Source organism: Bradyrhizobium sp. Ses1, from assembly GCF_059512365.1.
Genome location: NZ_JCAMOQ010000094.1, coordinates 1 through 14,128, shown reverse-complemented (window position 1 = coordinate 14,128; position 14,128 = coordinate 1). Strand labels below are relative to the sequence as shown.

At 58.3% G+C, this 14,128-nt stretch carries 10 protein-coding genes and 2 pseudogenes; 2 read left to right on the top strand and 10 right to left on the bottom strand.

What is annotated here, in order from left to right:
• Positions 1-561: 561 nt before the first annotated feature.
• The 10 genes from AC5ZG5_RS44280 to AC5ZG5_RS44235 form a co-directional block, all read right to left on the bottom strand.
• The gene (locus AC5ZG5_RS44280) at positions 562-1,803 is read right to left on the bottom strand and encodes an SfnB family sulfur acquisition oxidoreductase (RefSeq protein ID WP_456646931.1); all 1,242 of its coding nucleotides are present in this window, start codon (positions 1,801-1,803) and stop codon (positions 562-564) included.
• Between the two features lie 34 nt (positions 1,804-1,837).
• The gene (locus AC5ZG5_RS44275; protein WP_456646932.1) at positions 1,838-3,100 is read right to left on the bottom strand and encodes an SfnB family sulfur acquisition oxidoreductase; all 1,263 of its coding nucleotides are present in this window, start codon (positions 3,098-3,100) and stop codon (positions 1,838-1,840) included.
• 32 nt (positions 3,101-3,132) lie between these two features.
• Positions 3,133-3,936: an ABC transporter ATP-binding protein gene (locus tag AC5ZG5_RS44270; protein WP_456646939.1), complete on the bottom strand. Its 804-nt coding sequence runs from the start codon at positions 3,934-3,936 to the stop codon at positions 3,133-3,135.
• A gap of 19 nt (positions 3,937-3,955) precedes the next feature.
• Positions 3,956-5,314, bottom strand: coding sequence for an ABC transporter substrate-binding protein (locus tag AC5ZG5_RS44265; protein WP_456646933.1), 1,359 nt, complete (start codon positions 5,312-5,314; stop codon positions 3,956-3,958).
• Positions 5,315-5,348: 34 nt separating this feature from the next.
• Positions 5,349-6,377 carry a branched-chain amino acid ABC transporter permease gene (locus tag AC5ZG5_RS44260; protein ID WP_456646940.1) on the bottom strand — a complete coding sequence of 343 codons (1,029 nt, stop codon included), beginning with the start codon at positions 6,375-6,377 and terminating at the stop codon, positions 5,349-5,351.
• A 51-nt stretch (positions 6,378-6,428) separates the two neighbouring features.
• On the bottom strand, positions 6,429-7,310 hold the full coding sequence (locus AC5ZG5_RS44255; RefSeq protein ID WP_456646934.1) for a branched-chain amino acid ABC transporter permease: 882 nt from the start codon (positions 7,308-7,310) through the stop codon (positions 6,429-6,431).
• Positions 7,311-7,318: 8 nt separating this feature from the next.
• Positions 7,319-8,089, bottom strand: a complete 771-nt coding sequence (locus tag AC5ZG5_RS44250; protein ID WP_456646935.1) for an ABC transporter ATP-binding protein — start codon at positions 8,087-8,089, stop codon at positions 7,319-7,321.
• Between the two features lie 6 nt (positions 8,090-8,095).
• Positions 8,096-9,517 carry an LLM class flavin-dependent oxidoreductase gene (locus tag AC5ZG5_RS44245; RefSeq protein WP_456646936.1) on the bottom strand — a complete coding sequence of 474 codons (1,422 nt, stop codon included), beginning with the start codon at positions 9,515-9,517 and terminating at the stop codon, positions 8,096-8,098.
• A gap of 695 nt (positions 9,518-10,212) precedes the next feature.
• Positions 10,213-10,452, bottom strand: coding sequence for a hypothetical protein (locus AC5ZG5_RS44240; protein WP_456646937.1), 240 nt, complete (start codon positions 10,450-10,452; stop codon positions 10,213-10,215).
• A 242-nt stretch (positions 10,453-10,694) separates the two neighbouring features.
• Positions 10,695-11,363 (bottom strand): helix-turn-helix domain-containing protein, encoded by a 669-nt coding sequence (locus tag AC5ZG5_RS44235; protein WP_456646938.1) that lies wholly within the window; start codon positions 11,361-11,363, stop codon positions 10,695-10,697.
• 535 nt (positions 11,364-11,898) lie between these two features.
• Between AC5ZG5_RS44235 and AC5ZG5_RS44230 the strand changes: the two are divergent.
• A pseudogene (locus tag AC5ZG5_RS44230) lies at positions 11,899-13,922 on the top strand (PQQ-dependent sugar dehydrogenase).
• Positions 13,882-14,052, top strand: a pseudogene (locus AC5ZG5_RS44225) (SMP-30/gluconolactonase/LRE family protein); the annotation flags it as partial. The pseudogenes AC5ZG5_RS44230 and AC5ZG5_RS44225, both read left to right, overlap by 41 nt.
• Between the last annotated feature and the right edge of the window lie 76 nt (positions 14,053-14,128).

The following is a 14,128-nucleotide window of genomic DNA, read 5'->3' as shown; positions in this document are numbered from 1 at the left end:
AATGCTGCGCGCGATCATTTCGGAACCCTGCGCGCCATCAACTCGGTACGGTGCGCACCATCATCTCGGAATCCGCAGACTTTCAAAAGCTTCGCCGCTATTCTCAACGCAATGCCGCCCTAAGCGTAAGCGTCAGAGGGAGCGGGTTTGCCGCTAAATAGGCTCAACTACTGGCCGAGGCAGCTATTGGCTGTTGCGTTTTTTTTCCCGTGCCCGGTCTAGTCGCGCTTGATGAAATCGGAGGATGCCCTCGTGCACCCTGCTCCAACCGCAGCAAGCCAGGATCCCGCGAAAGCAGCGCCGATCTGGGCAACGCTGAAGCTCCACCGGAATTTCTCCGGTCGCACAGGATCTGCCAGCTTAGCTGCGTTCTCGCGGATGTCCTTTGCGAGCGCGCGGGGGCGTCTGTCACAGCGGACTGCATGGTCGCCGCGGCGCGGTCGACATCAGCGTTGGCGCATGGGGCCTTGTGATCGGGCTAAGGGGAACCTCGCGCGGGAGCCGAGGTGAACGTGGGTCACGGCCAGTACCTCAAAGGCGTCCAGCATGGCTGTCGACATCTCAATTCCACGCGTGGCGCGGTGGACTTACCCCGTTCAGCACGTAGTTGCCAACATGGAAGTATTTCCAGCGTACCGGATCATGCAGCGTATGCGTGCGCGAATTGCGCCAGTGACGATCGAGATTGTACTGCGCAAGCGTCGAGCGCGTTCCGCCGAGCTCGTGGAGCTTGTTAGCGGCTAGAATCGCGATTTCCGTCGTGGCCACCTTGGCAATAGCGACAGCAATCGATGCCTCGGCGACCGTCTTTTCGTTTGACTCGGCTATGGCGACGTCCACCGCACGCCCCGCCCGTTCGAGCAGCGCTTCGGCGGCGTGAAGCTTAATGCTGAGATCTCCGACCTGTGCGATAGTGAAGTGATCTTCATAGCCGTGGTCCTGACCGCTATCGATCCATGGCCGTGCGTACTGACGCACAAACGCAACCGTATCGGCGATAGCGCCTTTGGCTATGCCGGCATCGACCGCGGCCTGGATGATCTGCGCGACCGGTCCGCTCGCGGTGGGAAGATCGAATGCCGGCTGCACTGGCAATACCGCCAGTGCGGGGACACGAACATTCCGAACCAGCACGGTGCCGCTCGCAGTCGTTCTCTGGCCGAAGCTCGACCAGTTATCAATGATGCTCAATCCATCAGCATCCCGAGGTGCTATGGCGATATGCGCCTTTCCGTAGGTGTCAGTCGCAGCAATTGGAATGTAATGGGCGAACAGGGCACCGGTCGCGTAGAATTTCTCGCCATTGATATGGTAGGCGTCGCCCTCAGGCGTAATCTTGGTCTCGAAGATGCCGGCATGCTTGCTCTTGGCCTCGGAAAACGCATTTCCGAACCGATAGCCTTGGAGGACTTTGGCAAACCAGAAGCGCTTTTGCGCTTCAGATCCGGTCAGTGCCAACAGTTGCAGGACGCCGAGATGATTTTGCGGGATTTGTCCGAGCGAGGGATCCGCAGCCGAGATGATCTTGATCACTTCTGCAACTGTCACGAAGGAAACGCCGGCACCGCCATAGGCTTTCGGTACGGTGATGCCCCACAGGCCGCTTGACGAAAAGCGATCGAGCTCGGCCGCCGGCAAGCGCCGTTCGCGATCACGCGCTGAGGCGTCGATCACGAACTCCGCGGCTAATTTCTGTGCGACGTCGATCGCTTCGGCATCAGACGCAATGATGTGTGCGCTTGGTGCGAGGTTGAATTCTGGTGGCTGCCTTGTGGGGTCGGCAGTTTCAATGACGGCGGTCATAAAGAGCTCCCAGGTCTGTTCGTCGAGGCGGCGGCTAGATGGCGCCATGGCGCGTCGGCAGGACGCCGTTCAAGACAAAGTCGCCGATGCGATGATATTTCCAGCGCACAGGATCGTGCAGTGTGTGGGTTCGCACGTTGCGCCAGTATCGGTCGAGACCGAACTCCTCAAGCGTGGATCGCGAGCCTGTCAGTTCAAACAGCTTGTTGGAGACGTAGAGTGATACTTCGGTCGACAAAGCTTTGGCTTCAGCCACCGCGATCGAGGCCTCCGCCACGCTCTGATCCGTAGGAGCCTCTACCGCGCGATCGACAAAGCGACCTGCGCGTTCCAACAAGGCGTTGGCGGCCTCGACCCTGATCGCCACATCGCCCGCAGCATGAATGAGGTGCGGATCCTCCGTCCCAACCTGGTAAGTGGTCTCAAACCATGGTCGGGCAAATTTGCGGGTGAAAACCATCGTATCGGCGAGTGCACCGCGTGCGATTCCAACATCGATTGCGGCGTGAATGAGCTGTGCGATCGGCCCCACCGGCGTTGGCCGGTCAAATATATCTTGATGAGGTATCACTTGAGACGGTTTGACGAGAATTTCATCGAGCCAGGTCGAACCGCTGCCGGTCGTGCGCTGACCAAAACCTGCCCAATCATCAATGAGCGTAAGGCCGGGGGTTGACCTTTCAAGAAAGACGACATGCGATCGCTGCGCATCATCCGCGGCGACCACGGCAATGAGATGCGCGAATAAGGCACCGGTAGAATAGAATTTCTGGCCGTTCAGGACCAGCTTGTCCCTGCTGCGTTCGATCTTGGTCTGAAAATCGACAGGATTGCGGGTGCCAATCTCGCTAAAGGCATTGCCGATCCGCTCGCCATCCAGAACCCGATTGAAATAGAGCCGCTTCTGCTCTTCGGTGCCGGCGAGACGAAGGGCTTCCACCATGTAAAAATGGTTCTGCGGGATCTGCCCCAGACTTCCGTCGGCTGCCGCGATGGTGGCGACTACCTCCGCGAGTGTCACGTTAGACACCCCTGCACCGCCATGTTCCTTGGGTACGGTGATCCCCCAGAGGCCGGATTGTGAAAAGCGCTCGACCTCGGCAATCGGCAGCCGGCGCTCGCGATCACGATTTATGGATTCACGCGCGAATTCAGCTGCAAGTTCTTTGGCAACTTCGATCGCCTCTGCATCGGAAACAATGCGCCGCGCAGCCAAGCGATGCGGAGGAATGTGAGGCGCCGGCCGGCTCTGACCCGGAATGGCTTTGCTATGCAATTTGCGATTAACTGTGGTCATGGTCGGGGTTTTCTTCTCTGAGTTCGTGGCCTTCACACCGCAGCTGCCGCATAGGACTTCGCCAGCGCCGAAACCGGCGTTGCCTTAGGGCTCGCCGTGCCGAGGTAGAACTCCTTGACGTCGCCGCGTGCGGAGAGCTCGGCTGCGGTCCCGTATGCGACAACACGGCCATTCTCCAGAACGTAGCCGTAGTCGGCAAAGCGGAGGACCAGATGGATGTTCTGCTCGGCGAGCAGGAAGCTCACAGCTTCGTTCTTGTTGAGCTCGCGGATGATCTCAAAAATCTCTTCAACAATGATGGGAGCAAGTCCCATTGAAGGTTCATCGAGCAGAACAAGGGTCGGCCGTGTCATCAGGGCGCGTCCGATGGCGACCATTTGCTGCTCGCCGCCTGAGGTCAGACCGCAGCGAGACTTTCGGCGCTGCTTCAGACGTGGAAACCAGCTGTAAATCCGCTCGAGATCGTCTGCGAGCGTACGCCGGCTTGGTCGGCGTACGAAGCCTCCGGCCAGAAGATTTTCCTCGACCGTGAGCTGGGGAAAAACGTGCCGGCCCTCCAGTACCTGCACGAGCCCCCTTGCGACGAGATCGGAAGGATGCAGGCGCAAGGTCGGCTTACCCTGCCAGGAGATCGAACCGCGGTTCACGTGACCCCGCTCGGATGGCAGAAGGTTGGAAATCGCCTTGAGCGTCGTTGTCTTCCCGGCGCCATTGGCGCCGAGAATAGCAACGATGGAGCCGCGCTCGACCCGGAGCGAAACTCCCCGCAAGGCCAGGATCGCCTGGCCATAGAGCGCTTCGATGTTATCAACTTCGAGAAACGGCGATGTGGTCATGGCTGTTTTGCCGATCTGGTCAGTTGCTGGCGTCACGCAGCTTGATGCCCTTCTCCCGGGCATAGGCAGCCGCGCGTTCATAAATCAACGGCAGCAACAGCTCACGATCGGACTTCACCCAGCCATTGGAGACGATGTTCCACCTTTCGCCATCCCATTGCAGGACCTTGCCGGCACCGCCGCCTTCATGATCCTTGGCCGAAAGCTTTAATGGTTGCTGCAGGCCGGTCGCGCCAACTTCAGCCAGGCGCTTGTCGGAGAGGTCAAGATGTTCAAGACCCCACTGAGCCTCTTCACCGTTGATCGGACGGACGCCGAAATGCGCTTGCGCCGTGCGGATCGTCTCGACCACGATGATCGCTTCATTGACACCGGAATTGTAGTAGACTGATCCGAAGCTCTTGGGATCCTTGAGGTCGCTCAGCCCCTTGTCGAGGATGTGCTTCTTGAGCTTCTGGTGAATCTCGAAATTTGATCCGGCAGGAAAGGGCGTGATCGCCAAATAACCCTTGGCAACAGCGCCAGCCGGGCGAACATCCTCTTCCGAGCCTGACCAGACGCCTCCAATTATGTGATCGACGGGGAAGCCCACTTTGGCGGCCGTCTTGATCGCGACCGGCGTCATGACGCCCCAGCCTCGCAAAAACACCCAGTCCGGCTTGAGTTGGCGGATCCTCGCCCATTGCGCCGACTGATCATTGCCAGGATGAGGCACCGAAATCTGGATGTCCTCAAGTCCGTAGGTTTTGGCTAGATAGGCCAGTGGTACCTGCGTCTCCTTGCCATAGGGCGAGTCGTGGTAGACGGTCGCGATCGTCAACCCTTTGAGCTTCTCCTTGCCGCCGACCTTCTCGGCGATGAAGTTGATGGCCGAGGATGCTTCACTCCAGAAGCTGAAGATAACCGGAAAACTGTAGGGAAAAACGCGCCCGTCGATTGCCTCGGTGCGCCCGTAGGCGGGGGTCAGCAGCGGAATCTTATCGGCAACCGACTTTTCGGTCAGAGCTTTCGAGATCGGGTCACCATGCGGTAGAAAGATGGGTACAGGGGAGCCGTTTTTGCCAGCTTTCACCCGTTCATAGCATTCCACGCCCTTCTCTACCTCCCAGTTCGTCTCGCACTCGTCCCACACAAGTTTGACACCATTGATGCCGCCTTCAACCTCATTGATGTATCGGAAATAGTCGATCACGCCGGCCCAAGCCGGAATGCCGCTTGATGCATAGGCGCCGACCCGGTAAGTCGCGAGCGGGAAATATTGCGTCTTAGCGTCCTCCGCAACAGCCGCAGCGCCAATAGGGGCCGAAAGGCCGACCAATGCGAACGCGGCTGCCCTCCTTACGGTCCGCAGACGCGCACGTCTTGCTTGCAACGGCATTTCTTTCTCCTTTTCAATCACACAGTTCGGGGCTCTAACCCTTTTGGGACTGCACGAAGCGCGCCAGCCAGCACCCCAGCCGCTCCACCAGCGCGGCAAGGCCATTTGGCTCTTTGACCAAGAACCAAATGATCAACGCGCCAAAGAGCGCCTTTTGGAAATTTGCAAGTTGGCCTGGATCTATGGCGCCGCCGAACATCCCAGCACCAATATGATCAAGCAGGATCGGCAGAAACATAATGAACGCGGCGCCGAGATAACTGCCGACGACACGACCCATGCCACCGAAAATGATGATGAACATCACCTCAAATGAGCGATCGAGATTGAAGCTGCCCGCATCGACCGTACCCAGATAGGCGAAGGCCCAAAGCGCGCCGGCAATACCGATGATAGCCGAGCTGATGAAGAAGGCCTTGAGCTTTCCGGCCGCGACCGGAATACCGATCACAGCTGCAGCCGTATCCATATCGCGAATTGCCATCCACGTCCGGCCGGTCTGGCTGTTCACAAGTCGGATGGTGACCATAGTGATGATCGCCACCGTCGCCAGGGTTAGAACGTAGCGGCCGACCGGGCTCGATAAATCAACGCCAAGGAACGCAAGTCGCGGCGCCGAAATCGAGCTCGAGGTCGAATAATTCGAGAACCAGCCATATTGATTGAAGAGCCATTCCAGGAAAAACTGCGTGGCAAGGGTGGGGGCGATGAGATAAAATCCTTTGATGCGAAGGCTGAACAGCCCTGCAATCAGCCCCACAAAGCCGGCAATCATACCGCCCAGCAACAGGCTCACAGGCAATGGAAGGTCAGGTAGGCGCAGCAGCAGATTGTATGTGGCGTAGGCGCCGACCGACATGAAACCGCCAGTCCCGAGTGACGCCTGGCCGGCATAGCCCATCAATATGTTCAGTCCCAGCCCGGTGAGCGACATGATGAGAAAGGGAATCAAAATGGCGTTGAGCCAGTAGTCATTGGCAACCAGGGGCGCACTGGCCAGGACTGTGAGCGCCAGCAGAGCCAGACCGGCGGCAATGAGGCCGCGATGCGATCGACCTAGCACGGCTGGAGAGACGAAGTCGGCAATCGATCCCGAACCTATCGAGGACACGGTTCAAATCCTTTCGATAGGCGCTTCGCCGAACAAGCCGGCCGGCCGGATCAGCAGAAAGAGCACGGCCAATGCATAAGCGAACCAGGTCGACACGCTGCCACCCAGCAGATTACCCAAATAGATGTCGGCAAGACTGTCGCCGGCGCCGACGATCAAACCTCCGACAATGGCGCCGGCAATCGAGGTGAATCCACCGATGATGAGCACGGGCAGCGACTTGAAAACGACGAGCGTCAACGCGAATTGGACGCCCTGTCGCGATCCCCAGAGCAGACCTGCGACCAGGGAGACGACGCCTGCAACGCCCCATACAATCTGCCACAGTTTCTGCAGGCGGATGCCGATCGAAAGCGCAGCCTGCGGGTCATCCGCAACGGCGCGTAGCGCTATTCCGACGTGGGTCCAGTTGAAGAAGATGGACAGGGCGACCACCAGGATGCCTGCCGCGGCAGCAGCAACAAGATCGAATTGGCTGATCTGGACATCACCGAGCCTGATCGGTGTGTCGACGATCCCAAGATCAAGCTCATGGACGCTGGCGCCCATCACCATTTGCGATATGCCCTCGATCACGAATGATACTCCTAACGTCGCCACGAACAGCGTGATCTGAGGCTGGTTCACGAGCGGCCGCAGAACGAGGCGTTCGACCGCGATCGCCAGCGCAATCATGATTGCGAGGGTGAGGAGCGCCGCTAGCCAAACGTCGATGTTCTTGTCGCGGAAATTCACAAAGGTCAGGGCCGCACACAGCACCATTGCGCCTTGTGCGAAGTTGAATACGCCCGAGGCCTTGAAGATCAGCACAAAGCCAATTGCCACGAGCGAGTACATGACGCCTGCGAGGAGACCACCGACGAGCGTTTCGACAAAGAAGCTCATGCAATCGCTCAATGCACCGCGCCAAGGTAGGCGGTGATCACATCGGGATTGTTGCGCACCTCTTCCGGCGTCCCGTCCCCAACCTTGCGGCCGTAATCGAGCACCACGACATGATGCGAAAGGCCCATCACAACGCCCATATCGTGTTCAATCAGGACGACGGTGGTTTCCAAAGACCGGTTGGCCTCCAGAATGAAGCGGCTCATCTCCCGCTTCTCGTCCTGGCTCATTCCGGCCATCGGCTCATCGAGAAGCAGTAGCGTGGGACGCCCAACCAGAGCTCGCGCAAGCTCGACGCGCTTCTGGACCCCGTACGGCAACGTCGAGACAATCGCCTCACGGTGCCGCTCCAAATCCAAAAACCCGATGATATCGTCGGCCCGCGCCTTGAACTCTCGTGCTTCGCTGCGGTCGCGTCCGATGCCGAACGCATCTTCAAAGATGGTCGTGCGGCTGTGGCGGACAAGACCGGCGAGAATGTTATCGAGCACGCTGAGGCGCTTGAAGAGGGCATTGTGTTGAAAGGTCCGCCCAATCCCAAGGTTCGCGGCTCGTGCGGGACGAATGCGGTCAAAACGCTGCTTGTTGAAGATGACGTCACCCGAGTTCGCGCGATAGACGCCATTAATGACGTTCAGAAGCGAGCTCTTTCCCGCCCCATTTGGTCCGATCAGTGCGCAGATTTCTCCGCGCGCCACGTCGAAACTCAAGGCGCTGAGCGCTTTGATTCCTTTGAAGGAAAGGTAAACGTCCCGCAATCGCAGGATCGGCTCGGACATCGGGGATCAAGCCTCCACGACCTGCCGCGATGCAGCAAGTGACTGCTGCGCTGCCCGTCGCCTAACCGCCTCGATGTCGCGATAGCCCGCCGCGGGATGGCTGGACGGCAGATGCGGCCCTCTTCCGAACAATTTCTCGCGCAGAGTGCCGGGACGATAGACCTTCGGGTAAGCACCACGCCTCTGCAGCTCAGGAACGAGAAAGCCGACGATATCCTCGAACGTCTCTGGGGTCACGGCGTAGGCGAGATTAAACCCGTCAACATCGGTCTCTTCAACCCACTCCTGCAGGATATCGGCGACGGTCGATGGCGAACCCACGAATACTGGTCCAAAGCCACCAATGCCGCCCCATCGCGCCAATTCCTCGATGGTCCACGGCTTGGTTCCGCCGGTGAGGTGATCCATCATAGAAATGATTGCGTTGGTCTCGACCTTTTTGACGGGATCTGTTGGAGCGTACTGGCCGAAGTCGATACCGCTCCAACCCGACATAAACACCAAAGCGCCGTCGTAGGACGCATAACTCTGATATTCCTTGAACTTGGCTTCCGCCTTACCATCAGTTTCGTCCACGACGATGGTGACGAGGTTGTAGGTCAGGATCTTGCGAGGATCGCGGCCGGCCTGCGCTGCCTGCGCTCGCACATCGGCCACATATGCTTTGAGAAGCGTCTTTGTTTGCGCAGCGACAAAGACGCACTCGGCGTGCTGTGCGGCAAAGGCCTTGCCGGCCCCGGACGCACCGGCTTGATACAGCAGCGGCGTCCGCTGTGGTGACGGCTCGCAGAGATGATAGCCCGGGACCTCGAAATACTTTCCCTTGTGAGCGATCTCATGAACCTTCTCGGGATTAGCGAAGACGCGGCTCTGCGCATCGCGTACAACGGCGCCGTCCTCCCAGCTTCCTTCGAGAAGCTTGTAGACGACTTCGACATATTCAGCTGCGACCTCATAGCGATTGTCGTGCTGTCGGAGCCCACCCTGCCCTGTATTCTTCGCTCCGCTTTCGAGATATGACGTGACGATGTTCCAGCCCACACGTCCCTTGCTATGGTGGTCAGCGGTCGACAGACGCCGCGCAAACGTATAGGGATGCTCGAATGAGGTCGACGCAGTGATGCCGATGCCGAGATGCTCGGTCGCTAGCGCAATTGGCGCAACAAGTTGCAAGGGGTCGTTGACTGGGATTTGCGCCGCTTCGCGTATCGCATGATAGTTGCTTTTTTTGTAGACATCATAATAGCCGATCACGTCGGCAATGAAGATGCCGTCAAACACGCCGCGCTCGAGCGTTCTCGCCAGATCCTGCCAATAGTCGAGATCCTTGTATTTGAAGGAACGGTCCCGCGGATGTGCCCAGAGTCCTGGCGATTGATGGCCGACGCAGTTCATATCGAATGCGTTGAATCTAATCTGCCTCACCATCACTAATCTCCGACTGCCGGTGTCTCGCCTACGTCGTTCTTCTTCGCTCTTGCGTCATCTCGCCACAGAAGCCCGTCGTTGGTCCATCGCTTTTATCGACGTTTTTCAGTGCGCATGTTTCTCGAATGCTCGATCTCAGATGAGAAAATCGCTTTTCGATTACTTCAATCCGCGAACGCATCGACGCAGTTGTGTCACCACTCCACTCAGGAGAAGTCATTTTCGATGCGACCGAGTGGTGAAGATCGCCGCTTGAATTGGACACGCGCGCCCCTCGATCGAATCGCATGCCTCGGACCGACATCGAATAATATGATGGAGTGTTCTGACTTCGCGATGGATTGGTCAGAACGAGCCGCCATTCGCTCGGTTTCCTGTTCGGGAGTACCGGCTGCACTATCGACGCGGCACGGCACGGCCATCGAGTTTGACTTCGCCTTAATCACGTACAGTAAAGGAAGACCGAGGCTACCGCGCTTCGCTAACTCAATTCTGCAGAAGGGTTGACAGGAGCTCCTTCGTCACCTGAGAGCGGTGGCTAGGCCTGTCATACCGTTCCGCTAGGTCCAGCAGCCTCTTTTCGGACAAGGGTGTGGCTTTGTCCGCTAGATTAGGAATGAACCCGGCCCGGCCCTTCAAAACCGTTCGTGTACGAAAACACGCATCGTCAATAAGAGAAAGGAAACCAAGCATGTTCAAGTAGCGGGCGGACACATCAAGGCATGCGCGACGAGCAAGAGCTTAAGCCGCCAAAGCGTGATGGACGTCGCCGACAAAACCTGTGGCGCAAGAAGAACCGGTTTCAATTGGGAGCTGTCATTGATTTTCATAGGGGCCAAAGCAGCATTGCGGACCTCGTTAGCCGATACCAGCTTGCGTCGAACTGGATGGGCGAGTTCTCGTCCATCGCAGTTGGCATATTCTTCCAGGTTCATTTGGTCACTGCTACTGCCAACTCAGTTGCGGCATGAGCGAATTCACCGATTTGCAGGTACTCGCTGAGAGCGCCGCGCGGGCTGATCAAACCCTAGGATCAGCGCTCACCAACATAACTTTGCCCGGCGGGTTTCCAATTTCCTCTCGGCTCTGTCCGGTGGTGTACCGGCCGTCGGCAGCTCGAGTCAGCGGCGCTGCCGCGTTTTCCCTGCGCGAGCCGCAGATGGTCGCGAACCGATTGTCATTCCGCGTATATGATGACCGTGATGAATTGGATGCGATCGTCTAACAGCTTTTCCGGCCCATGGAGAACATTGCCGGAGAATGTGAATGCATCACCCGGCTCAACGAGAAACGTTCTGTCTCCAAATCGATATTCCATCCTACCGGTCAGCATATAAATGAATTCCGTTCCGGGATGCTGAAAACGCGGATAGCTCTCGCTCTCCTTATCCATGTTGATAAGGAAAGGCTCGAAAACCTTCCGCGGCCCCTTGTGGTAGGACAGCAAGCGATAAGTGTGGCCGTGCTTGGTGCCAGAGCGCACGACCTCCATCTGCTCAGAGGCTTTGATCAGTTGAGCCTCACCCCTTGTTTGCTCGACTTCACTGAACAAGGTCGAAAGGTCGGTACCTAACGCCGCGCAGATACGTTCAAGCAGCACAAGGCTAGCAGTCGACTGCCCATTTTCGAACCGACTGAGCATTGGGACAGAAATGCTTGCTGCTGATGCAAGATCGTTAAGCGTAAGCCCCCGCTCGAGGCGCGCACGACGAATGGCTGCGCCCATTCTCTCATCGATTGGCGGCCTTGCGATGGCCGTATCCGCGGAAGCCAGAAGCTTCTCCGGCGTGCGTCCTTTCTTATCGTCACTTTGGCGCTTTTGATTCGTTCGCTTGATCTTGCCCAACTCGACGTCTCCGGCAGGAATCGCTTGTGCAAGATACGCCTTCTAAAGCCTTTTTGCACCGATCGACAGTACTTTGTCGCCACTGCTTCTCCTTGCCAGATTCACCACGGCCCGGGCGGTGCCCCTCTCCAATGCCGGCATCGCCGATGCCCCAGTGCAGCCCCGTAAGCGAGGTCGATCCCCCTCCTTGGCACCAAGTTTTCTAGAGGATGAAGAGCAAAGAGCCAAATGGGCCTAGCGCCGTCATGCACTGATAGGCTCTCCAACAGAAGCTATTCAGTTCTGAACCGCTAGGTTTTCACACAAGGCTTATTAGTCTGAAGCGAACCTGATTCTTGCGCATCACCGCTGCGCGAGAGTAACGGCAACTTTAACCAGCAAAAAGCAACAGGGTATTTGCGGTTGTAATGCGTAAAGACAAATATCAAGGGTGATGCTGTGGTATGTTGCGCGACGACTCGCATCTGCGACTGCTCGGGAGTTTGCTATGGCTCATACCGGTCTTGCCTGTCCTTGCCGCCTGGGGATCCGGACAATGCTCGCGCTTGCCCTGGCCGCTCTCTACGGGCACTTTGCCTGGTCGGCAGAGCCGGAAAGAAAGAGCGGCTATGCCATCGGCTCGGAGCAATGCGGCAGCAGGGGATTATCGTTTCCTAGACTCAAAATTGATATGAAGAAGGGATTTTGCGCGGGACTGGTGCTGAGCGAGGAGGACGGGCTGAGGTTTCCGCGTTCCATTGTCCAAATCCCCGGGCACGAGCAATTCGTGATCTCCGATATGGGAGGGTGGAATCGCACAGACGGCAGGCTGCTGGTGCTCGACCCGCACGCGGCCGAGGGTAAGCGGGTCAAAGAGATTGTTAGCGGCCTCGAATATCCGTTCGGTCTCGCGATCGGTCCCGACAAGAAGGTCTATACGTCAACCGCCGAGACGATCTTCCGCCTCGATCCCCTCGCGGCAGATCCCAAGAGCACACTCGAGACGATTATCCACGGCCTCCCGGGCCGCCGGGTCACGCTTCCGGACGGCACGAAGGTCGAGAAGAGTAGTCATCCGCTCAAGCATTTCATTTTCGACAAAACGGGGCGCGTATTCGTCAATGTCGGCTCGCACAGCGACGACTGCATCACCAAGCCGCCGATCACAAAGCCCTGCGCGGCGGGCGAAGGCGCATCACCCCTTGCCGCAGTCTGGATGTTCACGCCGCCGCCCGGCGGGGTATTTCCAGCCCTCATGCCGAATGATTCCAATCCGCCGCGCGAGATTTACGCGCGTGGGCTGCGCAACTCGATGGCGCTTGCCGTCCCTCCCCGCTTTCCCGATCCGGGCTACGCTTTCCTGCAGGGCGAGAATGCGGGACCTACCGGACATTTTCAAGCCGAATGAGGAGATCAACGTACTCGAGAAGGGGAAGCATTACGGCTGGCCGTACTGCTTCGATCTTTCCTCGCCAAGTCCTGAGTTCAAGGTCGTGCTGCAGGCGGGACCTTATAAGAATTTCTGCAACAATACCGCCGCATACAAGCCGCCGCACTCGCTCCTGCCGCCGCACGGCGCGCCGCTCGGGATGTTGTACTATCATGGCAGCAGGTTTCCGGAGCTCGACGGCAAGCTCCTCGTCGGACTGCATGGCTATCGCCCGACGGGCGGCCGTCTTCTTATCTATGATGTGGATGGCTACGGCTTTCCAAAGGTGAGCCCGCCGCCCGTCCGCTACCAGGTGAGCTGCGGGGGCGGAGCCGAGCCGCGCGTTTCAGACAGACGCCGGCAATGCTCCGGCGGCGGCCTACGAAGAGCTTATATCCGGCTGGTACAGGGTGAATGGCGCGCGGCCGCAGGGCGCGCCGGTCGGCATGACAGTCGCGGCCGATGGCGCGATCTGGATCGTCGAGGACAACAACAAATCCGTCATCCGCATCGACCGAGCCTCCGGCAATCCGCCCGATCCCTTGCCTTGCGGCGTCCGGACGCCTGAGCAGATCGATGAGCTTGCTGGTTTCGTTGCAAACGATCCCAAGAACAAGGCGCGCCTGACGACCATCCGCACCAACCTCGTCGAAAAGCATTGCGTCGGCTGTCACTCGGACTTTGGCCTTAAGAAGGGGCAGGCGGAGGCTGAGAAGGATCAGACGGTCCTGCGCTTCATGCTGGCGCAGGACGGCTGGATTTACCCGGGCGACCCAGATTCCGGGAAACTACGCATCCGCCTCCGCGGCTTTGGCGCGGAGAAGCTGATGCCGCCGGGCGGCGAAAAGCTGCCGCAGACGGAACAGGGTTATGCCAGGGTTTTGGACCTTGCCGATTATCTCTCCGGCACGATGGTTCCGGGAACCAGGATGCGGATCAAGCCTGGCCCCGTTCGGAGGAAATTCTTCAGCAAGGCCGACAAGGAATGCGGCGAAATGCCGACAACGAAGGTCGTTGTGGTGACACAAAGAAACGCCGTAGGTAAATCCGGCTTCAGCCGGTTCTATCGGCCGGCCGATATCTTCCTCAATGGCGAGTGCACCGATACAGATGGCTACTATATCCGGCAGGACCTTCTGGTTCCTTTGTAGCGCCGTCCTGATCGTGGCCGCAGCATCTGCGCGTGCTGAGGACAAGCTATTCGAAAGTCTCCAGGTTACGCCGGCAGGCGAATACACCTTCGGGATTGAAGGGCCTGCCGTCGATCTCGACGGCAATCTCCCCCGACGGTTGGTCAAAATCCCCCGGGTGAGGTCACCTCAAACTCCCCCACCTGATTCCGCCTGGCTGGGCGGCT

Excerpts from the sequence above, each read along its gene's own strand:
- AC5ZG5_RS44270 (WP_456646939.1), bottom strand. The coding sequence starts at position 3,936 with ATGACCACATCGCCGTTTCTCGAAGTTGATAACATCGAAGCGCTCTAT.
- AC5ZG5_RS44240 (WP_456646937.1), bottom strand. The coding sequence starts at position 10,452 with ATGAACCTGGAAGAATATGCCAACTGCGATGGACGAGAACTCGCCCAT.
- AC5ZG5_RS44280 (WP_456646931.1), bottom strand. The coding sequence starts at position 1,803 with ATGACCGCCGTCATTGAAACTGCCGACCCCACAAGGCAGCCACCAGAA.
- AC5ZG5_RS44245 (WP_456646936.1), bottom strand. The coding sequence starts at position 9,517 with ATGGTGAGGCAGATTAGATTCAACGCATTCGATATGAACTGCGTCGGC.
- AC5ZG5_RS44255 (WP_456646934.1), bottom strand. The coding sequence starts at position 7,310 with ATGAGCTTCTTTGTCGAAACGCTCGTCGGTGGTCTCCTCGCAGGCGTC.
- AC5ZG5_RS44265 (WP_456646933.1), bottom strand. The coding sequence starts at position 5,314 with ATGCCGTTGCAAGCAAGACGTGCGCGTCTGCGGACCGTAAGGAGGGCA.
- AC5ZG5_RS44275 (WP_456646932.1), bottom strand. The coding sequence starts at position 3,100 with ATGACCACAGTTAATCGCAAATTGCATAGCAAAGCCATTCCGGGTCAG.
- AC5ZG5_RS44250 (WP_456646935.1), bottom strand. The coding sequence starts at position 8,089 with ATGTCCGAGCCGATCCTGCGATTGCGGGACGTTTACCTTTCCTTCAAA.